The following is a 26,880-nucleotide window of genomic DNA, read 5'->3' as shown; positions in this document are numbered from 1 at the left end:
GGGTTTATGGCACCAGGGCCAAGCCGATACGGAATTGCGAAGAACGGTCGCGGTAACCCAGCATGGTTTCCGCGTAGCCCGAGAAGTACTGACCGTAGAGGTAGCCATTCATGTTCAAAGGGGTGCGGTTCAGTGGCCAGGCAATCGAGAACTCGTGCGTGTTGCGGCTGCCCGTACCCTTGTTGTACATGCCTGAGAGCACCAGACCGTTGTCTTGGGCATAGCGGATCTTCCAGTCGTAGCGGCCACGATAGTGAGCCCAGTCTGCATTTTCACCTATGAATACATAGTGTTTGATGCGGGGAGCGAACGTAAGGGTCGCGCCATGATCAAATCGGTAGTTGAACTCGGGCTGAATAAAGACCTCGTTCATGGAGCGGGAGTCCTCACCGGCCTTGCCGTTGGAGGCGTGCTCATAGCCAGTAGCCAGACCCATGAAAAGACGTTTTTGCTCGGATTCCCAGATGGAGTCCTTGCGCCAGAAAAAGCTGGGACGATACGTGGTGTCGACAAAGGGCTTGGAGTCGGCGTGCAGATCCCACAGTGCGGTTTGCGTATAGCCAATGTAGAAGTGATCGTAGAATTTCGGATTGCCAGGATCTTGTGGCGAGTGCAAACGGTACTTGAAGCTTAACTGGAAGCGAGCGTTTGTTCCGCCTTTACTGCCGCCAATAAAGTAGGTCGGGTCGTGGGCCGAGATGGCATTGCTGAATTTCTCGAAGCTGGAGCTGGCAGGTTTCAGACCTTGCCCGTTATTGATGGCCGGGCCTTCACGTTGCGCCCCGGCCGCTACAGCCTGGGCATACGGCAGGGCGGGGTCAATGGCGCGGCGATCATGGCCAGCCCCGGCGTTCACGACGGCGGCATCAGCCGGTTGTGAGGTAATCGGGCTTTGGCCCTCCGGGTTGGTGTCCAGTGCCAACATCACACGCTCACCTTCAATATTGACGGCTTGCAGACCGGTCAAGCCGTTGGGGACCACGGCGCGCCAACTGTAGGCTGTAAAGTTGTTGGTTGGGATGGATGCACTGGGCCGCGTGTTAACCAGTTCGGCAAGGCTGCGGATGACGTTGCCGTTATTGTCGCGCCACTGCAAAACCAGGTTTTGCGGGGCCGTCCAGCTCATCAGGCTGCCCGTGTCGTTGTAGACGATGGCGTCAATATCGACGGTTTCACCAGAACTGGCCTGTACTTGGCGCAATTGATAGCTGATACCGGCCTGTGCGGTATTCAGGATTGCGCTCAAGATAAGAAGGGGGGCCGATAGTATTAAAGAGTGCTTACTTAGTTTCTTCTTGGTCGGCATGGAGAAAAATCCAGGAAAACAAGTTAATCCGTACACGACTGTACCATTTGCGACTAAAAATACTATCTATAATTATTTTTCTTACAGTATTGACACTTTGGCCAGAGTGCTGCTTATCTAAAACAGATTTTCAGGCTAGAATATTCGTTTGTCCTTTTCAAGCTCGTTTTGTGACGACATAGCCTTGAAACGGGTCCCGGCGCTTGCCGGGCCTTTGCATCAGGACCTTGCGTTGTCGGCTGTTTTGACGATGCCACCATCACCTGGCGGGTGTAGCTCAGTTGGATAGAGCACAGGCCTTCTAAGCCTGGGGCCGGGGGTTCGAACCCCTCCACCCGCGCCAACCTTATTCCCCTTTTTGCTTGCGCTGTTTGTGCTCCTAGGCATAACCCTGAGGCAGCACAATTAGTAAGTATGGTGTAAGTGTCGGGCTCTAATGTTCACCGCATAGACGTCGGCAGGCGTCTTCATAGCGCCGTTTTCAGCCTCCTCGGGTTGAGCCGGTTCATAAGATACGCCAGCGAAATAAGGCGTTCAGAACAATGCGGAGACAAACTATGCAAGATCCCCTTGTAGGTCGGATAACGGCCAATCCTCGCTATCAGAATCTGGTCAAGACCCGGTTGCGGTTGGGTTGGATACTCACCATCATCATGTTGGTGGCCTATTACAGTTATATCGGCATTATCGCTTTCGACAAGGAATTGTTTGCCATGCGCTTGGGTGAAGGCGTCATGACCTTGGGTATTCCTATTGGTTTTGGCGTCATTGTTTTGGCGGTTGTGATTACAGGCATTTATGTCTGGCGTGCCAATACCAAGTTCGACCAAATGGCCAAGGAAGTCCTTGAGGAGGTGCGTAAATGAAGCGTTCTTATCTTCGTTTCGGTCTGGTGTTGGGCCTGATGCTGACCAGTCCCGCCTTGCTGGCGGCAGGTGGCGACCTGGGCGAGCTGCAAAAACAACCGACCAATTGGACGGCGATCGGTATGTTCGCAGCCTTTGTGGTGGCGACCTTGTGGATCACCAAATGGGCGGCTGCACGCACCAAGTCGGTCTCTGACTTCTATACGGCAGGTGGCGGTATTACAGGCTTTCAAAACGGCCTGGCTATTGCCGGTGACTATATGTCTGCGGCTTCCTTTTTGGGTATTTCGGCTGCGGTGATGATCAATGGTTACGACGGTTTGATCTACTCCATCGGCTTTTTGGTCGGCTGGCCCATCATTACGTTCCTGCTGGCAGAAAAGCTGCGTAACCTGGGCAAATTCACCTTTGCCGACGTAGCTGCGTATCGCTTCCGTCAGGGGCCTATCCGTGCCTTTGCCGCTTCGGGCACGCTGGTGGTCGTTCTGTTCTACCTGATTGCGCAGATGGTCGGTGCGGGCCAGTTGATCAAGCTGCTGTTTGGCCTGGAGTACTGGGTAGCCGTGGTGCTGGTGGGTGTGTTGATGATGGTCTATGTGCTGTTCGGTGGCATGACCGCGACTACCTGGGTGCAGATCATCAAGGCTGGGCTGCTGCTGTTCGGTGCCTCTTTCATGGCCATCATGGTACTGGCGCAATATGGTTTTTCACCGGAAAAACTGTTTGCAGCGGCAGTACAGGTCAAGACCGATGCCGCTATCGCTGCCGGCAAAGATGCGGTTGAGGCCTCTACAATTGGTCAGGCCATCATGGGGCCTGGTAACTTCATCAAGGATCCGATCAGTGCCATTTCCTTCGGTATGGCCTTGATGTTCGGTACCGCTGGTTTGCCACACATCCTGATGCGCTTTTTCACGGTGCCTGATGCCAAAGAGGCACGTAAATCCGTATTTTGGGCAACCACCTGGATTGGCTACTTCTACATCCTGACCTTCATCATTGGCTTTGGCGCTATCGTGCTGGTGTCCACCAACCCTCGCTTTCTTGAAGAGGGCGGAGTGTTGATTGGTGGCACCAATATGGCCGCTGTGCATTTGGCCGATGCTGTGGGTGGCGACGTGTTCCTGGGCTTTATGTCGGCGGTTGCTTTTGCCACGATTTTGGCTGTGGTGGCTGGCTTGACGCTCTCCGGTACGTCGGCTGTGTCGCATGACCTGTACTCCACACTGATCAAAAAAGGCGAGGCCACGAACGAGGAAGTGATGCGTGTATCGCGTACGACAACCTTGGTTCTGGGCGTGATTGCTGTGTTGTTGGGTATTCTTTTCGAGAAACAGAATATTGCCTTCATGGTGTCACTGGCCTTCGCGATTGCGGCCTCGGCTAACTTCCCAGTTCTGTTCCTGTCCATTATGTGGAAAGGTTGCACGACGCGTGGCGCGACAATAGGCGGCTTTTTGGGCTTGATCGTGGCTTTGCTGCTGACCTTGCTCTCGCCTTCGGTATGGGAAGCCACGTTGGGTAATCCTGCTGGCACGGCTCCATTCCCGTATGCGTCGGCGGCGCTGTTCTCCATGCCCTTGGCTTTCGTGGCGATCTGGTTCTTCTCGATCACTGATCGTAGTGCTCGCGCCGAGATTGATCGTGCCGGTTTTGAGGCTCAGTCTGTGCGCTCCGAGACGGGTGTAGGTGCTGCAGCGGCGTCTGCGCACTAATCGGCTCTGACAGGCTGGGCCTGAGCGCCTAAGCCTGATCCGGAAAGCGTACAAAAACCCCTGGTGTGACTTGAATCACACCAGGGGTTTTATTTGTTCCTGCGTCAGTCCGCAAGCTCAGGTGTCGGGCTTAGGTTTGACTCTCGGATGGAACCGGCAGACCGTCAAAGCGTTCATAAAAGTAGGCTGCCGCTTCAGGTGCCTGCTCGTCTTCGGCCCGCAAGGTGGACAGAATATAGCGTTCGGCTTTGGCGCACACCAAGCGATACACATCCCGACATAGCTCATACGCCTGTTTGCCAGCCCAGCCCGCGGGCAGCAGCTCAATGGGTAGTTGGGGGTCGTGCAACTGGATACGGCGAAACTCGTGAATCAACAGGGTACGAATCACAAAGGCAAGCTCGTCGTTGTAGTCCTGCCCCGCTTCCAGCATGCTCAAAGCAGGCGCAAAACGCTGAATGAACTGTCCGTAGCCGCTGGCCACCTGGGCCAGATCCCAACTGTCCTGAATCAGTTGAGACAGGGGGCGGGTTTGGGGAAGTTGAGAGGGTTCCAGCTTCGCCACATAGACCAGTGATTGAGCCTGGGTAGCCTGCAAGATGTAATCCAGAATGGTGTGATCCGGATTTGGGTGCAGGAAGGCGGTGGGTGACAGGGCGCAAAACCCTTCCCACAGCAGCTCCTTGCGCAGGTCGGCGCGTTGCTTGGAGTTCATCATCAGGCTGGGCATGCTGAAGATCAGCGTCCATTGCCCATCCCAGGCCAGATAAGTTGGGGTGTAAATGCGTTGGTATGCGTGCTCGAAGCGTTGGCTGGCTTCGGGACGCAGGGTGTATTGACTGCGTCGGCCCTCGCGTTGTGCGCTTAGCCAACCTTCCTCGGCCAGTCGGTACACACTGGTGCGCACCAACCGGTCGCTGATTCCGAAAGGGGCCAGCAACTGAATCAGGCTGCCTAGCCAGAGTTTGCCGCCATGGGGGCGAATCACGTCGCCAAACAAGGTCATGACCAGGGACTTGGCACGGGGAGGGCGGTGTTCCAGATGGTGGGTGGCCCATTGGGCCAGGTCGGAATAAGAAAGCTCGGACATTGTTTTTTTAAAGGCGCTCATAGCTGTATGGGAACGGCACGCCTGTCTGTGTTGACCGTTTAAGCGTCTGATTATACGGGGTGGCTACGCAAGCGGATTGAAAGATTGTGCAAGCCAAGGGCTTTCCTTGCGCTTGCTGTCGTTTCATGGGCATACACGCTACAGATAGGGGCTGGCTAGCCAGATCAGGCGGTTACGCAAGCGTTTGCTAAAACCAATTGAATTTAAGGATTCCAGGCTGACAGCCTCGGCTTCTTCAATCTCCAGATCAATCAGGTTCTGGATTTGGCGGGCCGTGTCGCGGCTGTAGATTTCTACATCCAGCTCGAAGTTCAAACGCAAGCTGCGCGGGTCCAGATTGGACGAACCAATATAGGACCAGGCGCCGTCAATGGTCATGAGCTTGGAGTGGTTGAAGGGGCCACGCGCGCGCCAGACTCGGCAGCCGGCGCGTAGCACCTGATCCAACTGGGCTGTCATGGCGTAATTGACCAGGCGCAGATTGTTTTGTCCAGGGATGACGATATCCACCTGGATGCCGCGGCGAGCAGCGGTATTCAAAGCCCCCAGCAGGATCTGGTCGGGCAGAAAGTAAGGGGACTGAATACGGATATGTCGTTGGGCGATGGCAAACGCTCCTTGCAGCATATGGTGGGTGCTGGCCATGAAGCGATCGGGCCCAGAGGCAATGCAACGGGCGGGGACATGGGGCCGAGGCGCGGGTGTGGCGCTGGCATGCCAATAGGCGGGGGACAGGTCCTCGCGCGTGGTGAACTGCCAGTCGTGCCGGAAAGAGGCCAGCAACTGCATGACAGCCGGGCCTTCCAGGCGAAAGTGGGTGTCCTGGGACGGTTTGCCATCGCTGTACTGCGCCATAAAGGACTCACGCAGATTCATGCCGCCGGTAAAGCCGACCGTACCATCCACAATCAGCAGTTTGCGGTGGCTGCGAAGATTGGCGTAGGGCATGCGTAAAAAGCCTAGCGGGTTGGTCATGAACAGGGCGCAACGTATGCCTTCGCGGCGCAGCAATCGCACAATCGGTGTGCGCGAGTATTTCGCGCCAATGGCATCGACCAGCACTCGAATTTGCACGCCACGTTGATGGGCACGAGACAGGGCGCTGACGAACTCGCGCCCAAGGCGGTCACTATCGAAGATATAGCTTTGCAGGGCAATGGTGCTGTGAGCCTGCTCAATGGCCTCCAGCATGGCGGGATAGGTCTGATCGCCACCGACCAGCACGCGCACATTATTGCCGTTACGCAATTGGCTGCGGCTGACGCGGTCCCCCAGAGTTTGCAAAGAGCGAAACGGTGCGCCGGCCAGGGCGCCAATGTCCGAGACGGGGGGGTGTAGATACGTGACCTGTTCATAGAACACATCCGCACTTTGTTCCAGCAGGCTTTGTCTGCGTACGCGGTTGATACCCGCGATCAAATACAGAAATGGCCCCAGTAGCGGCGACATGATAATGACACCCACCCAACTGATGGCTGCGCGCACATCGTTCTTGGTCATGGCGGCGTGAATGGCGGCGGACGCACCCAGTATCACGCTAAGCGCCAGAGCCAGATGTGGCCAGTAATCGTGCAGCAGGGAGCGTAGATGTATCAGATGCTCTTGCATGGGGTCAATGACTACGGTCGGGTAGGTCTGGACGTTGGTAAAGGCTGTGCATCCAGGAAGGGTTGGGCTCCCCCTGGGCGGCAAATTGCTGTAGACGTGAGGGCGCGCGCCAGACGCCACCTCCTATGCCGGGCGAGGGTTGGACGCCATACCAAAACCATTGACCGTCTTCATCTTGTGCCAGCCAGTCCCAATGGGCGGGTGCCTGATCCCAGCAGGGGAAACCGAGTGTCATCAGCAAACTTCCAGAAAATGGGACAGATTAGAGTATAAGAAAGTGTGGTTTTGTGCCAGTTTCTATTACAGACGGTACGGGCCGAAACGTCAGGCGTTTGATGGGGGCGACTCGTTTGACGTGCGGGCTTGCTAATTTGAAGTGCGGGGCGGCCGGAGCCAGCCAAGGCAGGCAAGGGTTTCACAATCAAACACAGTTTATTGTCCTGCCTGGGTGGGTGTGGGGATGTGCGAAGGCGCCAAACTTGCTACGATGAACAAACGCAAAAAAGCCCGCAGAGTGGCGGGCTTTCAAGTATGTTTTTCCAGTTCCTAGCTTTGACATCTTTTAAGGAGATTTGCAAAACTTTGGAAGCGGTAAATTTTTTGGGGTGACCGATGGGGCTCGAACCCACGACAACCGGAATCACAATCCGGGACTCTACCAACTGAGCTACGGTCACCACTATTTACTGCTTTTTTGCTTCAGGCCTACTTTAAAGTGGCTGCGAAGTAAAAAATTTATTCTAGCATGCTTTTTTTAAATAATGCAACACCCATGCACGAATACGCCGACCCTGAGCCCTGCTTCGGTCTTGCCGGTCACGGCGTGACTCAGGTTTAATGATTTCCCCTCGTAATAGCAAGGAAGCGCGAAATGTCTCAATTATTCGTCGTTCATCCCGAAAACCCCCAACCCCGCGCATTGGCTCAAGCAGCAGAACTATTGGCTAAAGGAGGGCTGCTCGCCATTCCTACCGATTCCAGTTATGCCGTTGTTGCTCGTCTGGATGACAAGTCAGCGGCTGACAACCTGCGTCGTTTGCGTGGCTTGGATGACCGTCATCATCTGACCTTGCTGTGTCGTGATCTGGCTGAGATCAGCCACTTTGCCAAAGTGGACAACCCGCAGTATCGACTGCTGAAAATGGCCACCCCTGGCCCGTGGACTTTTATTCTGGAAGCCACCAAGGAAGTGCCGCGCCGTGTGTCGCATCCTTCGCGCAAAACCATTGGTATTCGGGTGCCCGACCGGAAAGTGGCCCTGGCCTTGATGGAGCAAGTGGGCAGTCCTCTGATTTCCACCACCCTGATTCCCGACGGCGAAGACGAGCCCTTGAACGATGCCCAGGACATTCTGGACCGTTACGCCCATCAACTGGCGGCGGTTGTCGATGGTGGGCCGTGCCCTTTGCAGGCCACTACCGTCATCGATTTGACGGGACCCACGCCCGACGTGTTGCGTCGAGGCTCTGGTGATCCCTCTACCTTGGGCCTGTCTTGACCCCCTGACTGACACAAAACTCGCGTCCAAGTGCGTATCCGTGTTTCAATTCTGAACCTTGGGGCAGCAGTCGCTGTCCCAATCAGACGGGTTGCGTGTGGGTGGCTTAGCCTATTGTGAATAGACCCACGGCCCGGACCCAAGGATCACCATGGACTCTTTTATACAGACCTTGACGGTCTATGCTTTGCCTGTCATTTTCGGCATCACGCTGCATGAAGCCGCTCATGGCTATGTTGCGCGTATGTTTGGCGACCCTACGGCCATGCAGGCCGGTCGCATCAGCCTGAACCCACTGCGTCACATTGACCCTATCGGGACCATTGTGGTGCCTGCGGTTCTTTTGCTCTCCAGCGCCATGATGGGCATGGGCGGTATTCTGTTTGGCTGGGCCAAACCCGTCCCTGTGGATTGGGGGCGTTTGCGCAATCCCAAACGGGACATGCTCTGGGTTGCCTTGGCCGGCCCGGCCTCCAATATGATGATGGCTATTTTGTGGGTTCTGTATGCCCATTTGATGGTCAAGATCGGTCAGGGTGACAGCCGCTTCTGGATGGGCATGGCGGTGGCCGGTGTGCAGGTCAACCTGGTTTTGATGGCACTGAATCTGCTGCCTTTGCCGCCTTTGGACGGTGGGCGCATTGTATTTAGTCTATTGCCTAACCGTTGGGCCTATCATTATTCTCGTATCGAGCCTTACGGCATGATCATTCTGATCTTGCTGATGTTTACCGGTGTGCTCTGGACACTGATGAGTCCTTTGATTGCACTGGGCGAAGGCATATTGAAATGGTTCTTATGATTTAACGGCTTATCCGTTAAACTTGTGAGTCATATTTTTTTTGGGCTATAGGGCCTTAAACCCGGAGATTCATCTCATCATGGCAAGTTCGGACTCTGCTATTTCCAATTTTCAGGGCAGTATGGTGGCCCTTGTTACACCCATGGATCCCAATGGGGGTCTGGATTTTGCCGCTTACCGAAAGTTGATCGACTGGCACATTCAGGAAGGAACACGTGTGCTGGTGGTTGTTGGAACCTCGGGCGAATCGCCTACGGTGTCGGTGGATGAACACGCTGAACTGATCAAGGTTGCCGTGGAGCACGCTGCCGGTCGTGTTCCTGTGATCGCTGGTGTAGGCGGTAACTCCACCCGTGAGGCCATTGAGCTGTCGCGCCACGCCCAGGAAGTGGGTGCAGACGCTGGTTTGTCGGTGGTGCCTTACTACAACCGTCCCACCCAGGAAGGCATGTACCAGCATTTTCGCGCGATTGCCGAAGCGGTCAGCCTGCCCCAGTTTCTGTACAACGTGCCTGGTCGCACGGTAGCCGACTTGCAGAACGATACCGTTCTGCGTCTGGCTCAAATCCCCAACATTATCGGTATCAAGGACGCAACGGGCGACTTGGCTCGTGGTGGCCTGTTGCTGCGTGATGTACCGGAAGACTTTATTGTGGTCAGCGGTGATGATCCTACCGCTGCTGCGTATATCTTATTGGGCGCCAAAGGTAATATTTCTGTGACGGCCAACGTGGCCCCACGCCTGATGAGCCAGTTGTGTCAGGCTGCCCTGGATATGGACGTACCGACGGTACGCCGTTTGAACGCCTATCTGGCAGGTTTGAATAAAAACCTGTTTATTGAGGCTAACCCCATTCCCGTGAAATGGGCCGTTGCAGAAATGGGCCTTACTCAACTGGGATATCGTTTACCATTGACGCCGTTAAGTACACAGCATCACGAATTGCTGCGTCAATCCTTGAAACTTGCGGATCTTCTTCCATGATTGCTAAGCCAGTTAATAAAAGCCTGATCGGGCTGTCTTTGAGCCTGTTGGTACTGTCGGGCTGCTCGACAATGGACCAGATTATGGGCCAGGGCGAGTCGGTGAATTACAAGAGTACGGTTGCAGGCGATCCCTTGAGCATTCCGCCGGATCTGACTCAGGCTAACCGCGACGCACATTACCGTGCGCCAGAAGGGGCCACGTCTTATTCGGTCTACTCGCAAGGTCAGAGTGCGCAGCAGCTCAAAGGCGGGGCGGATGATATTCTGCCTCAGTCCGACGTCATCAAAGTGATGCGTGACGGCGATCTGCGTTGGCTGGTGGTCGATCGGCCCGTGGAAGACCTGTTCCCTCGTATTATCGAATTCTGGGGTGATCATGGTTTTACCATTCAGTCTCAAGATCCTCGCGCTGGTTTGATCCAGACCGATTGGGCTGAAAACCGTGCCAAGATTCCAGAAAGCTGGATTCGCAGTGCCTTGGGTTCCATCATTGACCAGGTCTTTGACAGTGGTGAACGAGACCGCTTCCGTACCCGCTTTGAGCGCGTCGGCAACAAGACAGAAATCTATGTGTCTCACCAGCATATGGAAGAAACACCCACGGCAGACGGTACCGCCTTTAAGTGGGTGTTCGCCAAAGAAGATCCCGGTCTGAATGCCGCCATGCTGGCTCGCATGATGGTCTTCCTGGGCTCGGATATTGAAACCGCACGTGAACAAGTGGCCAATGCCACCAAAGATCCTGCTGGCGTTCAAGTCCAGACCTCAGACAAGGGCGATCAGGCCGAACTGACGCTCAACGAGTCCTTTGATCGTGCATGGCGTCGTGTTGGCGTGGCCATCGACTCCGCTGGTTTCTCGGTGGAGGATCGTGATCGTTCCACGGGTGAGTTCTTTATCCGCTATCTGGATTCGGATACGGGCGAGAAGATCGAACAGCAAAACATCATTGGCCGCATCTTTGGCAGTCGCAACACCGCCGAAGCCACACCATTCCGCATCAAGCTCAGTGCCCAAGGTGCAGGTACTCGTGTCACGGTGCTGGATCAGCAAGGTCAGGAACAGACGACGGCGACAGCCAAGCGCATTATCAATGTGCTTTCCACCAATCTGCGCCCCGGCAACTGATTGTTATAAGCTGGCCTGCGGGCCGTCTGGAAAAAACCCTGGTTTCATGCCAGGGTTTTTTTTATGCCCTTGATCTGCCCTGAATGGGTTTGATACGGTTTCAAGTCTAAAAAGGCATGTCAATTGGCATCAAGCGTCAAACGCAGCCAGTGTGGTTGCCGCCTGGCTGTTAGTCTGTCCTGGGTTCGGTTGACACTTTTTTCCTTTGGGCGAAGGAGAGGCAACTGGTGGGATTTGTCCTGAAAGGGGAGGGCTGTTCTTGTGTGGGCTGCTTGAAAGGGGCCACTTTTTATTTTGTGAGCCGAGTGAATCTTTATCGAGCAGGGCTGGACTTTCTCTAAAACAGTAAAGATAATAGGAACTATTATCATTTGCTGTGTTTAAGGAGTGGCCCATGCTGAAATCGTTTTATCGTAACGGTTTAAGTTTTTGCCTGCGCATGCTGCGTGGCTCACAAGCCTCTGCTCATGCTCCTTCAGAGCCGGGTGCTCGTGTGCTGGCCATGATCGAGGCCTTGCCTCGTCGCCGCCGCGAAGCCTTTGTGCTGCACCGCTTTGAGGGCCTGAACTACAAAGAAATCGCGACTCGTATGGGCACCAGCCCTCGGGTTGTTGAGCACTATATCCGTATGGCCATGCTGGCGTGCCGCCACAACCCGGCACCAGTCGATCGGATGGACGGGGCTGTGCCGCGTCCGGCTGGTTCGTATGTCTAAGGACGAACACATGCAGCACATCGATGAGCAGGCCTTGAACTGGCTGCTCAAACAGCATGACCCCAAACACCAAGGCGACGCCCGTAGCCAGGCGGCATTCCGCGCCTGGCTGTCCATTGACCCTCAGCATCAGGCCGCTTTCCTGCGTTGGAAGCTGGAGTGGGAAGCCATGGATGGAATCAGCCAGGAGCATTTGAGCCGTTTGCGTGCGAGCTCCCAGCAAGCCGCCAGTGCGGCAGGGCAGAGAGTATGGTGTCGCCGCGTGCTAAATAGTTGCGTGGACATGTGGTCTGCCAACCCTGCCTTGCGTTTTGCTTTGGGTGGGGCGGTATGTTTGCTGCTAGGTGTGGCGTTTTTGGGCAGTATCGGTAGCTATTTTCTATAAGCCTTGTACAAAGTGTCTAGGTCTTATCTCCCCAAGGTGAACGTAGGTATTGCGCAGCTTGCTGGATACGCTCATCCAGCGTTGTGGCTTCCAGTCTTGGAATGACACCCAGGCAAGGGCCCGGCAGATAGTCATGCAGCGTTTGCAGATTCTCCTTGGCATAATTCATCTCCGGGACTATGTGGTTGGCGACCCAGCCCAGAAAGCTCAAGCCACTGGCGCGTATGGCTTGAACGGTCAGCAAGGCATGATTCAAGGCCCCCAAACGTAAACCAACCACCAAGACTACAGGTAGCTGCAACGCCTGTGCCAAATCTACCCCCGTGTGCCCTTGTCCCAGGGGCAGCATGAAGCCTCCCACTCCTTCAACGATTACATAGTCGGCTTGTATTGCCGCTGCATGAACCGTTTTTTGGATCAGAGCCGGGTCTAATTCGACTCCTGTTTGCTCAGCCAGAATGTGGGGTGCCGCAGCGGGCTTAAACAAGTACGGTGTCAGTGTTTCCGGATCAGGTTTCAGGCTGGAGTGCCGGGCCAGCGCGTCTACGTCTTCGTTATGCAGACGGCCTTCTATTTCCTCGGCCCCCGACGCAATAGGCTTGATGCCCAGCGTGCGTGCACCGCTTTGGCTTAGTAAGTGGAGCAAAGCCGAGCTGACCAGCGTTTTGCCAATCTCCGTATCGGTGCCCGTCACAAAGCAGGCCCTCATGCGTATTCCTTCAGCAGACGACCCAGGCCATTCAGGCAATGCTCCACTTCTTGTGTGCCCCATAGATAGCCGGGCATCAGGTACACGGTATTGCCGATAGGGCGCAGCATCAGCCCTTGTTGCAGGGCTGAGCGGTAAAAGCGTCGTGCAAAACCCTGGTGATCGTAGCGAGCCGGGCCCGTGTCCAGGTCAAAGGCCCAGATCACCCCGCAGCGGCGCAGATGCTGCATCCTGGGATACTGTCGATTCAGTTTTTGCAGGCCGTCATCCAGTGCTTGCCCCAGCGTTTTTTGCAGCTCGTAGACAGGGTATTGCTCAAACAAGTCCAGAGTAGCCAGCGCGGCGCGGCAGGCCAGGGGATTGCCGGTGTACGAATGAGAGTGCAGAAAGCCCCGGCGCAAGTCTTGATCATAAAACCCTTGAAAAATCGTGGGGCTGGAGAGCACCACGGACAAAGGCAGCGTGCCGCCGGTAATTCCCTTGGACAGGCACAGCAGATCAGGCCAGATACCTGCCTGCTCGCAGGCAAAGAAGGTGCCGGTACGCCCGCAACCCACGGCAATCTCGTCCAAAATCAAATGTACGTGATAGCGGTCGCATAGCTCACGCACACCGCGCAGATAGTCGGGTGAATGCATGTTCATGCCAGCCGCACATTGCACCAGCGGCTCCAGAATCACGGCGGCAATGTCCTGATGGCTCTCCAGAATCTGTTTCAACGACTGCAGTGCGTTTGTGGTGACCTGGTGGTGTTCGTCCGGGCTATGGGCCTGGCGCAGATCGGGGCTGGCTGCGGTGTATTGCTGGCCCAGTTGCGAGCCGTAGCTTTCCCGGAACAAGGGCACATCGGTTACGGCCAGAGCACCCAGCGTTTCGCCGTGGTATCCCTGTGCAATGCCTACAAAACGGTGCTTGTGCTCCTGGCCCTGGTTGCGCCAGTAGTGCACGCTCAGTTTCAAGGCAATTTCCACTGCAGAAGCGCCGTCGCTGGCATAAAAAGCATGGCCTAAGCGATGGCTGCTCAAGGTGGCCAATCGTTCGGAAAGCTGCACAACCGGCTCATGGGTCAGGCCGCAGAGCATGATGTGATCCAGTTGCTGGACCTGATCGCTAATTGCCTGCACCAGATGCGGGTGGCTATGTCCAAACAGATTCACCCACCAGGAGCTGATGGCGTCCAGGTAGGCGTTGCCGTTGGCATCATACAGCCAGGCGCCCTGGGCGCGCTTGATCGCCAGTAGCGGTACGCCTTGATCGTGATGCTGCATCTGAGTGCAGGGATGCCAGACCGCTTGCAAGCTGCGTTGGGCCAAAGGAGGGAGAGAGTTTGAGTTCATGGCAAATCACCGTAAAGAGTGGGCGGCTTCCTGTAGTGCCTGGACCAGTTTTTCAATATCCTGATGCCGGTGGGCGGCAGACAGGGAAATGCGTAATCGGGCTTGATGGCGGGGAACGGTGGGCGGGCGTATGGCCGGTGCCCAAATACCTTTTTGAAGAAGCGTTTCGGATAGCTGCAAAGCAGGTTCCACCTCGCCCATCAGCAGGCTTTGCACGGGTGTGTCGGACGGCGCCAGACGCCAGGGCAGGTCCTGGCTCAAGGTTTGCAGCGTTTGGATGTGTTCTTTCAACAAGGCCCGCTGGGGCTGAGCTTGTTTGATCAGCCGTAGGCAAGCCAGCAAGGAAGCGCAATGTGCCGGTGCCAAGCCGGTGCTGTACACATAGCTGCGGGCGGATTGCGTGAACCAGTCGGCCAAGTTATGGGAGCAGGCAATAAAAGCGCCGCCTTGCCCGGCTGCCTTGCCAAAAGTCCCCAGATAAATCAGACGCCGACGTTGTGTGGCCGTGAGCTGGAAAAGCTCAGGCGCACCGCGCCCGTTTTCGCCCAAAATGCCCAAGCCATGTGCATCGTCCAGATACAACAAGGCATCGTGGCGTTCGCATAAGGTGATCAGTTCATCGACCGGGGCTATTGTCCCGTCCATGCTGAACAGGCTGTCCGAGATCACCAGCTTGAAGCCCGGCGTTGGTCTGCCGAGTAGATTATCCAGCCGTGCCATATCCCTATGGGGATACACACGTAAACGAGCACCGGATAGACGGCTGGCATCAATCAGGCTGGCGTGGTTCAGCCTGTCACAGAAGATGGTGTCGCCCGTGCCGACCAGCGCGGGAATGACACCCAAGCTGGCTTGGTAGCCGCTGACAAAAAGACGGCTGGCCTCGAAGCCACTCCAGTCTGCCAGATCCTGCTCCAGTGCCTGAGCCAGCGCATGATGCCCACAAATGAGTGGGGAGGCCGTGGCTCCGGCTACATCTTGTGCTGCCAGCAGTTTGAGTTGTGGATGCTGACTAAGGCCCAGATAGTCATTGCCGGCGAAGTTCAGCACGACCTGAGCATTGCGCTCGATATGCGCGTTCGGCAAGGGACGGCTGATGGCTCTTTGTCGCCACAGCTTCTTGGTCTTCAAGGCCTCCAATTGCTGATCCAGATGAGTGAGAAAAGCACTCATGATTGAGCAGCCCGGTATTGAACCAGCAAGCGGTTCCAGCCCCGATAGGCAGGGAGTTGAATGCGCTCTCCTTGAGCCAATTGCAGGCGAGGTAGCAAAGGCAGAAACTGCTCAAGTACCAGTTTTGCCTCCAACTGCACCAAACCGGCTCCCAGACAATGATGAATTCCATAGCCCATGGAGAGCTCGGCCTGATTGTCGCGGCTGAAGTCCAGCTCGTCGGGATGGGCAAACACCTCCGGATCCCGGTTGGCAGCGCCCAATAGCAATAGCAAGAGTTGTCCTTTGCGTAAATGCTGGCCGTGCCAGTGTTGGTCCTGCATCAAACGTCTGGCCGTGTATTGAATCGGGCTGTCGTGACGCAGAACCTCCCTGATCGCGGCGGGAATTTTTTGTGGATTCGATAGCAGTTCCTGCCGCTTTGTGGAGTCGCTTAGCAGAGTCTGAAACAGTGAACTGAGCAGATGCCGGGAGGTTTCATAGCCCGCAAAAAGCAACATACAGGACTGCGCCAAACGCTCGCGCCTGCCGTGCAGAGAGAGCTGCTCGTCATGCAACAGTCGCCAGGCCAGCCCACCTTCTTGCAGATTGATGGTGTTACCCAGAAAGTCGGCCATCTCCAGCAAAGCGTCCTGCGTATCCATCAACAAAGGTAGATCCGGTGTCGCTAGGCCAATGAAACGTGCCAGTTGCTCTGACCAGGCCTGAAAAACCGATAAGGGTAGCTGCTGCAAACCGAGTACATCCATCATGACCAAGGCGGGGAGCGGGCGACAGACCTCATCAACCAGATCCGCAGAGCCGTGCCGCAGTTTGTCTTTCAAACCAAGATGGATTTGCGCAGCACGACTCTTGATCGTGTCGTGCAAGGATTCCAATGCCTTGGCGCTGAAAGCTGCATTCACCACCCGCCGGACGCGTGTGTGACGGGGGCGATCCAGAAAAACCAGTGTCCGGGCCATCAAGCCCTTGAAGGTTTGCAGACGCGGGGAGGGGGCAGCGCCCGCCTGAGCTACCCACCCGCCGACACGCCGCACACTTAAATCAGGATCACGCAGGGCGGCTTGTACATCGCTATGCCTATGAACCAGCCAAGCCCCACCGCAGAAATCCGCATCCCACACCAAAGGCGACCCCTGGCGAAGGCAGGCATAAGTCGGGTAGGGAGACGCAAGCTTGAAATCGCCAAACATGACACCGTTTCCTGAAAACCAAAGCCAGCGCAGGCTAGCACTTGAGCCGGAAAGAGGCAGTCAGGAGATTGTGTCTATTAATTCTTTCAGGGTGTTTTGGTGGGATTAGAAAGTGGTTTGAGGTTTATGGAGGCTGTTAGGCTAATTTGTGTGACTATTTTTTACAATAAAATTGATCAGTGGATTTGAAGCGATTGAGCTTTCCTTGTAGAACCCTTTTTTCTATGGTTTTGAAATTTCATTTAAAATCAGATGCTTATAAAGTTGTCAAAAAAAAGGGTTTGGGAGGCAAAAAGAGCCATAAGATAGAGTCTGTTTGGCGCTCAGGGATAAACGCTCTAGTTTGCTGCCGCATAGGCAGCTTAGAAAGCCCGGTGGATGCGCCACCACCGCCTGCGAAGTTTGCTGCCGCATAGGCAGCTTAGAAATGTTCGTTGATCTTTGCGGCCTGGGTATCCCGGTTTGCTGCCGCATAGGCAGCTTAGAAATTTCCGCAGATTCGCCATTTAACGCTTTACCCGTTTGCTGCCGCATAGGCAGCTTAGAAATGGTCGCACAACTTCCCATGTGACCTCCGCAAGTTTGCTGCCGCATAGGCAGCTTAGAAATTACCGTCAGAGGTGGTGACGAAGTAAGGCTCGTTTGCTGCCGCATAGGCAGCTTAGAAATGGAATACAAGGAGCTGCGGGCCTGCGACTACGTTTGCTGCCGCATAGGCAGTTCAAGAATGGAGGCCACAGGCTGCTGCTATATGGCCGCTGAAATAGAGGAAGTTTCAGCTGCTTAGCTAGCTTTTTGTCGTAGGCCGTCGCCTATCCAGTGACAAGGCCAGTTCTGGTAGCGGCCCTGCAGCAATAGCAGACTAGGACTACCGCCCTAGTCTGCTATTTCTTCCAACTAGTTACCGAGCATCAGATGCTGCCGGTAGTCCATCATTACTCAGTTGTTCGGTTTTACGCTGCGGCAACTTCCCATTCAAAATACAGTACGCCAGCAGACCGATCACCAGTCCCCAGAAGGCCCCGCCAATCCCGAATAGCGTGATATTGGCAGCCGAGGCCAGGAATGTAATCAAGGCTGCTTCACGTGATTTGATATCGGCCATGGCCCCTGCCAGGCTGCCGCCTATGGTGCCCAGCAGCGCCAAGCCCGCTAGGGTGGTGATGAACGTTGCGGGGAAGGCCATGAACACGGCGGCCAGCGTCAGGCCAAAAACACCGACAAGAATGTAGAACACACCAGCGGCAATCCCGGCAACCCAGCGTTTGGAGGGATCCTGGTGCGCTTCTGGCCCGGTGCAGATGGCTGCAGTAATGGCCGCTACATTCATGGCGTGGGAGCCAAAAGGAGCCATGATCAGCGAACCCAGGCCGGTCACCCACACAATCGGGTTGGCGCTGGTACGAAAACCGTCGTTACGCAGGACCAGCATACCGGGCATGTATTGGCCAGTCAGCGTGATCAGAAACAAGGGCAAGGCCACGCTCAGCAGGGCATTGAGCGTAAACACCGGCATGGTGAACACTGGCGCGGCCAGTTCCAGTTTCAGACCGCTGAGGTCGACGCGATGCTCCAGCAGCAAAAAGCTCAGGCCCAGGATCAGTATGCCCACCACGGCGTAGCGTGCGGAAAAGCGTTTGATGATCAGGTAGGCCAGAATCAGCAAGCCGGCCAGCTTCGGGTCTAGCGTCATGCTGCCAAATGCCCCAATGCCAAATTGCAGCAGAATCCCGGCCAGCAGACCGGCGGCGATGCCGTTTGGAATCAGGCGGATCAGGCGCTCGAAGTAGGAGGATAGGCCCAGGACCACAAAGGCTGCTGCCGAAATCAGGTAGGCGCCGACGGCTTCCTCGTAGGGGGTACTGGCCAGAGCAGTCACCAGAAATGCGGCTGCTGGAGTAGACCAGGCGGTGATGATGGGCTCGCGCGAGACCCAGCTCAAGAGCAGGCCCGTAACACCTACACCAATGGAGATCGACCAGACCCAGGAGGCGGTCAGCTCAGGGCTCAGGCCAGCGACTTTGGCGGCCTGGAAAACCAGAATGAAGGTGCCGCCGTAATTAACGATGACCGAGATCAGACCGGCCACGATAGGCGGGATCAGGTCGCTGACTAAATAGGATGAGGACGATCGGGAGGTAGACATAGTGCTCTGCGCTTTCCAAAAGGAGAGATGACAAACAAGCACTATTTATAGCGATTAAATGGACTGGTCTGGCAGGACGCTTTCCGGGAATAGGTCAGACCACTTTTGAATTAGGTAGGTGCCTGACTATATGGAGTGGGGTGGCTACAGGATTGTTGAGTGTGACCCGAGCTGGATTGAAGCTGGGCTGCAAAGTCACTAATGGTGGCTTTATGACGAGTTGCTCATCTTGTGAATTGCGTTTTTCATGATAGTGCTTTTTCTTGCTGGATGGCGTGAATAATACTGTGGCAACCGCAACCGCAACCGCAACTGCAACCGCAACCGCAACCGCAACCGCAACCGCAACCGCAATCAGCAACTATATCGGGCTTTCGATTCTTTTGGGGCTAGAGATAAAAAAGCGAGGTAGCCTGCAAGCTGCCCCGCTTTTTTGCTGAACTCGCCAGAGCTAGTGGCTCGGTGCTCAGTTTTCCTTGAATTGCAGCCAGCCGTCATCCAGCCAGGCATTCAGCATTTCGCGTTCATCTTCATCCAGGGCTTCAAAATGCTCGCCGGGAATTAAGAGTTCACGCTGGTCAGCCAATTGTTTCAGCGCCGGGCTGGCCGGGCAGGGGGCGACCTCGCCGTTGATGTACAGTTCATTGTCGCGGTACATCATGCGCGAACAGCGATCCAAAACCAAGCGGCCCTCAGGCAGCTCGGGGTCGTGCAGATCCACCGGGTCTTCGGCGATGTCGAACCAGCTATTGCTGGGCAATTCGGTCAGCCAGACGCCCAGAAAACGTGAGGCCAGTGCTTCGTCAAAACGAATGGCGTTCAAGGCATCCAGCGACTTTTGAATCAGGTTTTCCGGCAAGGCGGCAGGCGTGGTGCTGGCCTGTGCGTCTGGGTCAGTGTAGCGTTGCTGCATGGTTTCGGGCATGGACATGGGCGGGTCGGCATACAGGCCAAAGCCTTCACCACTGGCAGCGGCCAGTTGATCCGAGGCGGCGTCCATCAAACCACGAGCTAGCGTTGCCTGGGTAGGCGAGCGAAAGCCGATGGAAATTGTCATGCAGTCGCCAATCGCAATCCCGTCATGCGCCACGTGCGGGGGCAGATACAGCATATCGCCGGGTTCCAGGGTGAACTCTTCTTCGACCTGAAAATTGCGCAAAATCTTCAAGGGCAGGTCGGGCACCAGGCTTAAGTCTTTTTGCTGGCTGATACGCCAATGGCGCTTGCCGTGGGCTTGCAGCAGGAACACATCGTAGCTGTCAAAGTGTGGGCCTACGCCACCGCCGTCAGAGGCAATACTGATCATGGCGTCATCCAGACGGGCATCGCCAATGAAGCGGAACTGACGCATCAGGGCAGCGGTGTTGTCGTCGTGCAGATCCACGCTTTGTGCCAGGGCGGTCCAGTTGGGCTGCGAGGCGGGCGGCAGTTCGTCAAAAGGCCCGGTTTCCATTTCCCAGTCTTCGCCATCATGCATGATCAGGCGCGACTCGACCTCTTCACGCGTTACCAGCTCACGGATATTGTCTATGCTTAGCGAGTGCTGGAAATTAGGGATGGCGCCGCGTATCAATAACGGTTTGCGTTGCCAGTAGGTTTGCATGAATTCATGCGCGCTGATGCCACCCAAAAGGGTCAATGGCTGGTCGATAGTCATGGACTGCCCGAACAAGAATTAAATTAGCCCGTAGCTTAACTGATCCGGCTTGCCTCGGCTGCTGTGCTGTTTGTGCCTAAGGCGGATGAAGCGCAAAGAAAGCGGAAAAATAGTTTGGCTGTATTCGGGCAGAATGGATGGGTGATGATTGGCACTTAGTCAATCTGGAAATCCGATGCTTCGATGGTCACGGTTTTTCCTGGAGTCCAGCGTGCAGACTGGATAGAGGTTCCCCGAAGCCTTTGGGCCTTTGGCGTCAATGGCACAGAGCAAGCAAAGGTTGTGAGATCGGCATCCAGAGACCACACTGAAAGAGCTGCCTGAGGGAGCCATAACGGCTCCCTTTGTTTTAGTCAGCGGGTTTCATCTCTTTTTTCCAGCGATACAGCAGATCCAGGGCATCGCGTGCGCTCATGTCATCTACATCCAGTTGTTTGAACTGATCCAGCAGTTCCAGTGCCTGTTCTGTGGTTGGATCAGGTTCCGCCACCGTGGCTTCGGGGGCGCTACCTGCATTGAATAGATCCAGTTGGGCACTAGGATCATTCTGTGCTTCCAGGCGGCTGAGCTCACGGCTGGCCTGACGAATCACCGCAGAGGGGATGCCGGCACGCTGTGCAACCTGAATCCCGTAACTGCGACTGGCCGGACCTTCCTGAACTTCGTGCAGGAATACAATGCCCGAAGCCGATTCTGCGGCGGCCAGGTGTACGTTCGCAGCGGCAGCTAGCTCGTTAGGCAGACGCGTGATTTCAAAGTAGTGCGTGGCAAACAGGGTCAATGCCTGATTGTGGCTGAGCAGGCGATGCGCGATGGACCAGGCCAGGGCCAGACCATCATAGGTGGAGGTGCCGCGGCCAATTTCATCCATCAGCACGAGACTGTAGGGGGTGGCGCCAGCCAGAATCGCTGCTGCTTCAGTCATTTCCATCATGAAGGTGGAGCGGCCACCGGCCAGGTCATCAGCCGCACCGATACGGGTAAAGATGCGATCGATCTGACCAATACGGGCCGTGCTGGCCGGTACAAAGCTACCGATGCGGGCCAATAAGGCAATCAAGGCAACCTGGCGCATATAGGTGGACTTACCACCCATATTCGGGCCGGTAATCAGCAACATGCGGCGTTGTGCGTGCATCTCACAATGGTTGGGTGTGAATCGCTCGATACTGTGTTCCACCACGGGATGACGACCCGCTTCAATCCAGATGCCGGCCTGTTCGCTTAGTTCCGGGGCGACCCAGTTATTGTCCAACGCATGCAGCGCCAGGGAAGACAGGGTATCCAGTTCCGCCAGGGCGCTGGAGCACAAGGCCAAGGGGCCTGCATAGCTTTGTAGCTTGTCCAGCAATTCATCGAACAGGAACTTTTCGCGGCTCAGACTGCGGTCCTTCGCGGACAGGACTTTGTCTTCCCATTCTTTTAGTTCAGGTGTGATGAAGCGTTCGGCGTTTTTCAGTGTCTGGCGGCGGCGGTAGTCGTCGGGGACTTTGTCGGCCTGACCACGGCTGACCTCAATAAAGAAACCATGCACACGGTTGTATTCGACGCGCAAGGTGGCGATGCCGGTACGTTCGCGCTCACGGGCTTCGATCTTGACCAGCACATCGCCGCTGTCGCTGGCCAAGCTGCGCAATTCGTCCAGATCGGCATCGTAGCCATCGGCAATGACACCCCCATCACGGATTAGCAAGGCTGGCTCGGGGGCAATAGCTGCCTGCAGCAAAGAGGCTAGCTCCGGGTCCAGAGCCAAACTTAACAAATGCCCATACAAATGTTCAGACTGCGCAAAGTTCTGTTCCAATTCCTGACGCAGTTCGGGTAGCGTTGCCAGTGCGTCGCGCAAACTGGCCAGCTCCCGGGGACGCACGCTGCGCAGGGAAATACGCGTGGCAATACGCTCCAGGTCTGGAAAACGGCGCAGGGCATGACGCAGCGCACCCAAAGGATCACCTGCATTCAGGCTGGCGCTTTGCTGGGTCTGGAAGAACAGGGACACCACGTCCTGACGCTGCTGAACGGCGTGGTTCAGACGCAAGGGATGATGCAGCCAGCGGCGCAGCAAGCGGCTGCCCATGGGGGTTTGGCAATGGTCCAGTGTGGAGAACAGGGTTGGGCTGGTTTCACCGCTAATGGTTTCGGTAATTTCCAGATTCTTGCGCGTGACCGCATCCAGCACCAGAAAGTCCGAACTGTGCTGAACCCGGATAGCGGTGATGTGAACCAGGGATTGGGATTGTGTGCTGCCGACATAGCGCAGCAAGGCTCCGGCCGCCGCTGTCGCCGCAGGCAGCTCGTCCAGACCAAAGCTGGCCAAGGAGTCCAGATCGAAATGGTCCAGCAGGGTTTCGCGCGAACCGTCTTGTGCAAAGTGCCAGTCTGGCAAGGTGTGGCAACTGGCTTGGGGCAGTTCCGGGGCAGGGCGCAGCGATTCGGGGTAGACCAGTTCTACAGGGCCGATACGGTTCAGTTCCGTATCCAGCATGTCTGGCTCGCACTGGCTGACCAGAAATTCACCACTGGCCAGGTTCATCCAGGCCAGTCCCACCATTTCCTGACGTTGTACTTTGATGAGTGTGCAAGCGGCGATCAGGCGATCTGCCTTGGGAGGCAACAAGGCATCGTCGGTCAGTGTGCCAGGGGTGACCACGCGCATGATCTTGCGCTCGACCGGGCCTTTGCTGGCAGCCGGGTCACCGACTTGTTCACAGATGGCGACGGACTCGCCCAAGGCAACCAAACGTGCCAGATACCCTTCCATGGCATGAAAAGGTACCCCTGCCATCGGGATGGGCTCGCCATTGGAGGAACCACGCTTGGTCAGTGTCAGGTTCAGCAGGCGCGCGCCACGCTCGGCATCGGCGTAGAACATCTCATAGAAATCCCCCATCCGATAGAACAACAGATGCGAGCCAGCCTCCGCTTTGAGCTGAAGGTATTGACGCATCATGGGCGTGTGGGCGGACAGATCGGCAGCAGAGGTCATAGCGCAGTACAGGTCAGGGAATTCAACAACAAGGCCGCCCAGAAGGCGGCTGAGTCGATATTGTAGCGAGGGCAGTCACGTGGGGGATAGGCAAGTGGCTGATTTAGTCTCGCGTATTTCCCCTTAAGGTGCAGGGATATCCCGGTTTTGAGCATGGAAGTGCTTAATGTAATAATAAAAATGATAATCACTTTTATTTAGAAAACAGGATATTCCCATGTTTACACGTTGTCTCGCTTTGTCTGTTTTGTCTGCCGCTTTGCTGAGCGCAGGATCGCTTGCTTACGCCCAGCCGGCCGAGGCGGTCTCGTTGCCTCTGACGCCGGAGCTGGCACAAAAGACTTCGATTACGGCAGAAGGAGCCTTGCGCAAGGATCTGGCCTACGGGATTTATCAAACGGTTTACAGCCCTTTTGACAATTCCTTGTATGTCGCCTCGGCAGAGCGGGCACCCTCGGTTCGTGGTGGTGTGATCTACAAGCTGGACCCCATCACCCTGGATGTGAAGGGGACGATATATACCGACGAGAGCAACTTCGGCCTGACAAGAAACGCCTCGGGCGACGCTCTGTACGTTACCAATAGTCTGGCTGCTGCCGTCTCCAAAGTAGAGCTAAAGGAGGACGGGGGCATAGAGCGCGTCCATTTCAACAATAGGAGTTTTGATGACACCAAAATGGGGCCGCGTACGATTCGTCACGATCCTCAGCAAGGTCGTGTCTATGTGGGAGCCGTCGGTGCGCCTGCCGTGATCTGGGTACTGGATGATCGTAATCTGGAACTGATTGACACCATTGAAAACGCAGGCAAATGGGTGACCGGCTTGCTGGTGGATTCGGCCTCGCATCGTTTGTATGCTGCCAATGGCGATGGCGATGGCGAGGTGATGGTGGTGAATACTCAGACCAACAAGATCGAACAGCGCTGGAAACCGGCTGGCGTCAAACCCGCCTTGCTCTTGAATTTCGCGCTGGATTCCGCCCGCAATCGTCTGTATGTGACGGAAACCAAAGATCAGAAAACTGTGTATGTGCTGGATGCCCGCGACGGTAAATTGCTGCAGCAACTGCCGGTGGGCGATGCGATGGATATCCTGTATAACGCCGATCGTGACGAGCTGTATTTGACGCACCGCGAGCAAGGCAAGGTGTCTGTATTGGATGGCGCCAGCTATGCGGTCAAGGCGCAGTACAACTTGCCCGAAAACCCCAACAGCCTGGAGCTGGGCCCGGACAGTCAGTTGTACGTCACTGTTAAAGCACCGTTCACCCCTCAGTACAAAGCCAGCAAGCGTGAGAGCGTGGTGCGTATTGACCTGAAGAACATCAAGGGTTGATAGGTAATCGTGATGACACGTCTATTTAAACCTTGCCTGGGACGCTCTCTTGTCTTATCCCTGCTTGCTCTCCATGTACAGGCTCAGGCGCAAGACCAGGCGGATGTTGTCCAGGCGCAGGAGTTGTCCACCATTACCGTCAATGCCAGTGCAGATGCCTCGCGTCAGGGTTTGCTGCCCGAGTATGCGGGCGGCCAGGTCGCCAGCGGTGGCCGGGTGGGGATATTGGGGGCTCTGGATAATATGGACTCGCCCTTTAGCGTCAACAGCTATACCAGCCGCTATATCGAGCAATTGCAGGCGACCACGGTAGCCGATGTGGTGCGCCATGATCCTTCCGTGCGGGTGGCGCGTGGTTTTGGCAACTTCCAGGAAAGCTTTTTCATTCGGGGCTTTTTGACGGCTTCCGATGATATTGCTTACAACGGCTTGTTTGGTTTGCTGCCCCGGCAAGCGACCGCGGCCGAACTGGCCGAGCGTATTGAAGTGCTGCATGGAGCAGGCGGCTTTCTGTACGGTGCCGCACCTTCTGGCGGTGGTATTGGGGGCACGATCAATGTGCTGCCCAAACGAGCGGGGGAGAATCCGCTGACCAAGCTTGGTGTGGGTTATGGCAGTGGCGGGCAAAGCCAGATCAAGGCGGATATTTCGCGTCGCTTTGCGGATGATGCGGCAGGTATTCGCATCAATGCCATCAAACGCAGCGGTGATACGGCGGTCGACAATGAACACACCCGTCTGGACCTGTATACCGTGGGGATGGATTGGCGTGGTGAGCGTGTACGCTTGTCTGCCGACCTGGGCTATCAGGAGCACAAGCTGCGCGAAGTCCGGCCCAATGTCACCTTGCAGGCCGGCTTGTCGGCCTTGCCGGAGCTGCCCTCTCACAAGCGTAACTTTGCTCAGCCCTGGACTTATTCCAATGAGAAAACTGTCTTTGGCACGGTGCGTGGGGAATATGATCTGAATGATTCCATCACGCTGTGGGCGGCCTTTGGCATGAAAAATGGCAAGGAAGAAAATCAGTTGGCGGGCCTGACAGTGACCGATGCGGTTTCGGGTAAATCTACCTTTTCACGTTTCGATAACTCCCGACGAGATGATGTGAAAACGGGCGAGCTGGGCTTGCGAGCCAGTTTTGAAACCGGCCCTGTGTTGCATGAACTGGTTGCTGCGGCTTCTCTGTATGACCACAAGGAGAAAAACGCCTGGGCCATGGGCAGCGTGCAGGACAGCAATCTCTATGATCCTGTGAGCTATGCCTTGCCACCCATTGCCTTTTCGGGTGGTGATCTGGGATCTCCGACGTTAGTGGGGCGCACCAAATTGACGAGTTACACCCTGGGCGACTTGATGTACCTCTGGGATGACAGGCTGGAAGTCATGCTGGGTTTGCGCCATCAGATTATGGAAACGCGCAGCTACGACTACGGAACCCAGGCCCTGCAACGCAAAGACCGTCAGCAACACACCAGCCCCGCAGCAGGAGTGGTATTCAAGCTGACGGATGAATGGGCTTTGTATGGCAACTATACGGAAAGCCTGGCCCAAGGTGATCTGGCTCCGACTCGCTTTAACAACCAGCCCGTTCAGAATGCAGGGCAGCGTTTATCAGCGTTTGTTGCCAAGCAAAAAGAACTGGGTATCAAGTACGACAATGGCTCCATGGGCGGCGGGTTGACCTTCTTCACCACGACCAAACCGCGTGGCGTGGTCAATGACACGCTGCGTTTTGTGGAGTCGGGCAAGGATCGCCATAACGGGCTGGAGTTGAGCTTTTACGGTCAGTTGACGGATTCCTTGCGCATCCTCGGTGGTGTGACTGCGCTGGATACCAAGCAGAAAAACACGGGTGATCCGCTTAGCGAAGGCCAGCGCGTGATTGGCGTGCCGCGCTGGCAAGGCAGTCTGGGTTTGACCTGGGATGTGCCGCAGGTGACTGGCTTGTCGCTGGATACCCAGTTGCTGGCCACCGGTGCCCGTTATGCGGATTCGGCCAATGCGATCCGTGTGCCAGGTTGGGTACGTTGGGATCTGGGAGCCAGCTATCAGCGCAAGGTCTCCGGTGTGCCCATGACGTTTCGGGCCAGTGTCGAGAATGTGGCCGATACGGCATATTGGGCGTCAGTTGGCGGTTATCCCAATAATGGCTATCTGGTTTTGTCGCAGCCTCGTACCTTCATGTTGAGTGTGTCCGCCGAGTTTTAAGGATAGGGCAGGGG

At 55.8% G+C, this 26,880-nt stretch carries 21 protein-coding genes, 2 tRNA genes and 1 CRISPR repeat array; of the genes, 11 read left to right on the top strand and 12 right to left on the bottom strand.

Annotation, left to right across the window (positions count from 1 at the left end; genetic code table 11):
• Positions 1-4 precede the first annotated feature (4 nt).
• Positions 5-1,306 (bottom strand): phospholipase A, encoded by a 1,302-nt coding sequence (locus ACDI13_RS05890; RefSeq protein WP_372372862.1) that lies wholly within the window; start codon positions 1,304-1,306, stop codon positions 5-7.
• A gap of 266 nt (positions 1,307-1,572) precedes the next feature.
• Here ACDI13_RS05890 and ACDI13_RS05885 point away from each other — a divergent pair.
• The 3 genes from ACDI13_RS05885 (at position 1,573) to ACDI13_RS05875 (ending at position 3,887) form a co-directional block, all read left to right on the top strand.
• Positions 1,573-1,649, top strand: a tRNA-Arg gene (locus ACDI13_RS05885).
• Between the two features lie 214 nt (positions 1,650-1,863).
• Positions 1,864-2,172: a DUF485 domain-containing protein gene (locus ACDI13_RS05880; protein WP_249461313.1), complete on the top strand. Its 309-nt coding sequence runs from the start codon at positions 1,864-1,866 to the stop codon at positions 2,170-2,172.
• The gene (locus ACDI13_RS05875; RefSeq protein WP_316990980.1) at positions 2,169-3,887 is read left to right on the top strand and encodes a cation acetate symporter; all 1,719 of its coding nucleotides are present in this window, start codon (positions 2,169-2,171) and stop codon (positions 3,885-3,887) included. The genes ACDI13_RS05880 and ACDI13_RS05875 overlap by 4 nt, the downstream gene beginning before the upstream one ends.
• A 130-nt stretch (positions 3,888-4,017) precedes the next feature.
• Here ACDI13_RS05875 and paaX read toward each other — a convergent pair whose 3' ends face one another.
• The 4 genes from paaX to ACDI13_RS05855 all read right to left on the bottom strand — a co-directional run bounded on the left by paaX (position 4,018) and on the right by ACDI13_RS05855 (position 7,283).
• Positions 4,018-4,977 carry a phenylacetic acid degradation operon negative regulatory protein PaaX gene (gene paaX, locus ACDI13_RS05870; RefSeq protein ID WP_316990981.1) on the bottom strand — a complete coding sequence of 320 codons (960 nt, stop codon included), beginning with the start codon at positions 4,975-4,977 and terminating at the stop codon, positions 4,018-4,020.
• 159 nt (positions 4,978-5,136) lie between these two features.
• Complete coding sequence (locus tag ACDI13_RS05865) at positions 5,137-6,606, bottom strand: phospholipase D-like domain-containing protein (RefSeq protein ID WP_316990982.1); 1,470 nt, start codon at positions 6,604-6,606, stop codon at positions 5,137-5,139.
• A 4-nt stretch (positions 6,607-6,610) separates the two neighbouring features.
• Entirely contained in the window at positions 6,611-6,841 is a 231-nt protein-coding gene (locus ACDI13_RS05860) for a hypothetical protein (protein WP_316990983.1), read from the bottom strand.
• A gap of 366 nt (positions 6,842-7,207) precedes the next feature.
• Positions 7,208-7,283: transfer RNA gene (locus ACDI13_RS05855), tRNA-His, on the bottom strand.
• A 194-nt stretch (positions 7,284-7,477) separates the two neighbouring features.
• On the opposite strand from ACDI13_RS05855, the gene ACDI13_RS05850 reads away from it, so the two are divergent.
• From ACDI13_RS05850 to ACDI13_RS05825, 6 genes are all read left to right on the top strand, one after another.
• On the top strand, positions 7,478-8,104 hold the full coding sequence (locus ACDI13_RS05850; protein ID WP_316990984.1) for an L-threonylcarbamoyladenylate synthase: 627 nt from the start codon (positions 7,478-7,480) through the stop codon (positions 8,102-8,104).
• Positions 8,105-8,255: 151 nt separating this feature from the next.
• Positions 8,256-8,906 (top strand): site-2 protease family protein, encoded by a 651-nt coding sequence (locus tag ACDI13_RS05845; protein WP_316990985.1) that lies wholly within the window; start codon positions 8,256-8,258, stop codon positions 8,904-8,906.
• A gap of 79 nt (positions 8,907-8,985) precedes the next feature.
• On the top strand, positions 8,986-9,891 hold the full coding sequence (gene dapA, locus ACDI13_RS05840) for a 4-hydroxy-tetrahydrodipicolinate synthase (protein ID WP_316990986.1): 906 nt from the start codon (positions 8,986-8,988) through the stop codon (positions 9,889-9,891).
• Complete coding sequence (gene bamC, locus ACDI13_RS05835) at positions 9,888-11,021, top strand: outer membrane protein assembly factor BamC (RefSeq protein ID WP_316990987.1); 1,134 nt, start codon at positions 9,888-9,890, stop codon at positions 11,019-11,021. Before dapA ends, bamC begins: the two co-directional genes overlap by 4 nt.
• Before the next feature lie 394 nt (positions 11,022-11,415).
• A complete protein-coding gene (locus ACDI13_RS05830) occupies positions 11,416-11,736 on the top strand; it encodes a sigma factor-like helix-turn-helix DNA-binding protein (protein WP_316990988.1) in 321 nt (106 codons plus the stop codon).
• Positions 11,737-11,746: 10 nt separating this feature from the next.
• Complete coding sequence (locus ACDI13_RS05825) at positions 11,747-12,121, top strand: DUF4880 domain-containing protein (protein ID WP_316990989.1); 375 nt, start codon at positions 11,747-11,749, stop codon at positions 12,119-12,121.
• 16 nt (positions 12,122-12,137) lie between these two features.
• Here the strand turns inward: ACDI13_RS05825 and bioD are convergent, their stop codons facing one another.
• The 7 genes from bioD to mutS all read right to left on the bottom strand — a co-directional run bounded on the left by bioD (position 12,138) and on the right by mutS (position 23,322).
• The gene (gene bioD, locus ACDI13_RS05820) at positions 12,138-12,830 is read right to left on the bottom strand and encodes a dethiobiotin synthase (protein ID WP_316990990.1); all 693 of its coding nucleotides are present in this window, start codon (positions 12,828-12,830) and stop codon (positions 12,138-12,140) included.
• Positions 12,827-14,167: an adenosylmethionine--8-amino-7-oxononanoate transaminase gene (gene bioA, locus ACDI13_RS05815; protein WP_316990991.1), complete on the bottom strand. Its 1,341-nt coding sequence runs from the start codon at positions 14,165-14,167 to the stop codon at positions 12,827-12,829. Before bioA ends, bioD begins: the two co-directional genes overlap by 4 nt.
• Before the next feature lie 6 nt (positions 14,168-14,173).
• A complete protein-coding gene (locus tag ACDI13_RS05810; RefSeq protein ID WP_316990992.1) occupies positions 14,174-15,340 on the bottom strand; it encodes an 8-amino-7-oxononanoate synthase in 1,167 nt (388 codons plus the stop codon).
• Complete coding sequence (locus ACDI13_RS05805; RefSeq protein ID WP_316990993.1) at positions 15,337-16,533, bottom strand: cytochrome P450; 1,197 nt, start codon at positions 16,531-16,533, stop codon at positions 15,337-15,339. Before ACDI13_RS05805 ends, ACDI13_RS05810 begins: the two co-directional genes overlap by 4 nt.
• Before the next feature lie 341 nt (positions 16,534-16,874).
• Positions 16,875-17,262: a CRISPR direct-repeat array (repeat unit 29 nt; unit sequence GTTTGCTGCCGCATAGGCAGCTTAGAAAT).
• A 172-nt stretch (positions 17,263-17,434) separates the two neighbouring features.
• Entirely contained in the window at positions 17,435-18,679 is a 1,245-nt protein-coding gene (locus ACDI13_RS05800) for a benzoate/H(+) symporter BenE family transporter (protein WP_316990994.1), read from the bottom strand.
• A 466-nt stretch (positions 18,680-19,145) separates the two neighbouring features.
• Positions 19,146-20,336 carry a JmjC domain-containing protein gene (locus ACDI13_RS05795; protein WP_316990995.1) on the bottom strand — a complete coding sequence of 397 codons (1,191 nt, stop codon included), beginning with the start codon at positions 20,334-20,336 and terminating at the stop codon, positions 19,146-19,148.
• 349 nt (positions 20,337-20,685) lie between these two features.
• Positions 20,686-23,322, bottom strand: coding sequence for a DNA mismatch repair protein MutS (mutS, locus tag ACDI13_RS05790; protein WP_316990996.1), 2,637 nt, complete (start codon positions 23,320-23,322; stop codon positions 20,686-20,688).
• A gap of 217 nt (positions 23,323-23,539) precedes the next feature.
• Between mutS and ACDI13_RS05785 the strand changes: the two genes are divergently transcribed.
• Together ACDI13_RS05785 and ACDI13_RS05780 are read left to right on the top strand one after the other, a co-directional pair.
• Positions 23,540-24,658, top strand: a complete 1,119-nt coding sequence (locus ACDI13_RS05785) for a YncE family protein (RefSeq protein WP_316990997.1) — start codon at positions 23,540-23,542, stop codon at positions 24,656-24,658.
• A 12-nt stretch (positions 24,659-24,670) separates the two neighbouring features.
• Positions 24,671-26,866: a TonB-dependent receptor gene (locus ACDI13_RS05780; protein WP_316990998.1), complete on the top strand. Its 2,196-nt coding sequence runs from the start codon at positions 24,671-24,673 to the stop codon at positions 26,864-26,866.
• Positions 26,867-26,880 lie beyond the last annotated feature (14 nt).

Source organism: Alcaligenes faecalis (assembly GCF_041521385.1).
GTDB lineage: Bacteria > Pseudomonadota > Gammaproteobacteria > Burkholderiales > Burkholderiaceae_B > Alcaligenes > Alcaligenes faecalis_E.
The sequence above is the reverse complement of the archived record's forward strand: the minus strand, read 5'-3'. Positions and strand labels throughout refer to the sequence as shown.

Excerpts from the sequence above, each read along its gene's own strand:
- ACDI13_RS05890 (WP_372372862.1), bottom strand. The coding sequence starts at position 1,306 with ATGCCGACCAAGAAGAAACTAAGTAAGCACTCTTTAATACTATCGGCC.
- ACDI13_RS05880 (WP_249461313.1), top strand. The coding sequence starts at position 1,864 with ATGCAAGATCCCCTTGTAGGTCGGATAACGGCCAATCCTCGCTATCAG.
- ACDI13_RS05875 (WP_316990980.1), top strand. The coding sequence starts at position 2,169 with ATGAAGCGTTCTTATCTTCGTTTCGGTCTGGTGTTGGGCCTGATGCTG.
- paaX (WP_316990981.1), bottom strand. The coding sequence starts at position 4,977 with ATGTCCGAGCTTTCTTATTCCGACCTGGCCCAATGGGCCACCCACCAT.
- ACDI13_RS05865 (WP_316990982.1), bottom strand. The coding sequence starts at position 6,606 with ATGCAAGAGCATCTGATACATCTACGCTCCCTGCTGCACGATTACTGG.
- ACDI13_RS05860 (WP_316990983.1), bottom strand. The coding sequence starts at position 6,841 with ATGACACTCGGTTTCCCCTGCTGGGATCAGGCACCCGCCCATTGGGAC.
- ACDI13_RS05850 (WP_316990984.1), top strand. The coding sequence starts at position 7,478 with ATGTCTCAATTATTCGTCGTTCATCCCGAAAACCCCCAACCCCGCGCA.
- ACDI13_RS05845 (WP_316990985.1), top strand. The coding sequence starts at position 8,256 with ATGGACTCTTTTATACAGACCTTGACGGTCTATGCTTTGCCTGTCATT.
- dapA (WP_316990986.1), top strand. The coding sequence starts at position 8,986 with ATGGCAAGTTCGGACTCTGCTATTTCCAATTTTCAGGGCAGTATGGTG.
- bamC (WP_316990987.1), top strand. The coding sequence starts at position 9,888 with ATGATTGCTAAGCCAGTTAATAAAAGCCTGATCGGGCTGTCTTTGAGC.
- ACDI13_RS05830 (WP_316990988.1), top strand. The coding sequence starts at position 11,416 with ATGCTGAAATCGTTTTATCGTAACGGTTTAAGTTTTTGCCTGCGCATG.
- ACDI13_RS05825 (WP_316990989.1), top strand. The coding sequence starts at position 11,747 with ATGCAGCACATCGATGAGCAGGCCTTGAACTGGCTGCTCAAACAGCAT.
- bioD (WP_316990990.1), bottom strand. The coding sequence starts at position 12,830 with ATGAGGGCCTGCTTTGTGACGGGCACCGATACGGAGATTGGCAAAACG.
- bioA (WP_316990991.1), bottom strand. The coding sequence starts at position 14,167 with ATGAACTCAAACTCTCTCCCTCCTTTGGCCCAACGCAGCTTGCAAGCG.
- ACDI13_RS05810 (WP_316990992.1), bottom strand. The coding sequence starts at position 15,340 with ATGAGTGCTTTTCTCACTCATCTGGATCAGCAATTGGAGGCCTTGAAG.
- ACDI13_RS05805 (WP_316990993.1), bottom strand. The coding sequence starts at position 16,533 with ATGTTTGGCGATTTCAAGCTTGCGTCTCCCTACCCGACTTATGCCTGC.
- ACDI13_RS05800 (WP_316990994.1), bottom strand. The coding sequence starts at position 18,679 with ATGTCTACCTCCCGATCGTCCTCATCCTATTTAGTCAGCGACCTGATC.
- ACDI13_RS05795 (WP_316990995.1), bottom strand. The coding sequence starts at position 20,336 with ATGACTATCGACCAGCCATTGACCCTTTTGGGTGGCATCAGCGCGCAT.
- mutS (WP_316990996.1), bottom strand. The coding sequence starts at position 23,322 with ATGACCTCTGCTGCCGATCTGTCCGCCCACACGCCCATGATGCGTCAA.
- ACDI13_RS05785 (WP_316990997.1), top strand. The coding sequence starts at position 23,540 with ATGTTTACACGTTGTCTCGCTTTGTCTGTTTTGTCTGCCGCTTTGCTG.
- ACDI13_RS05780 (WP_316990998.1), top strand. The coding sequence starts at position 24,671 with ATGACACGTCTATTTAAACCTTGCCTGGGACGCTCTCTTGTCTTATCC.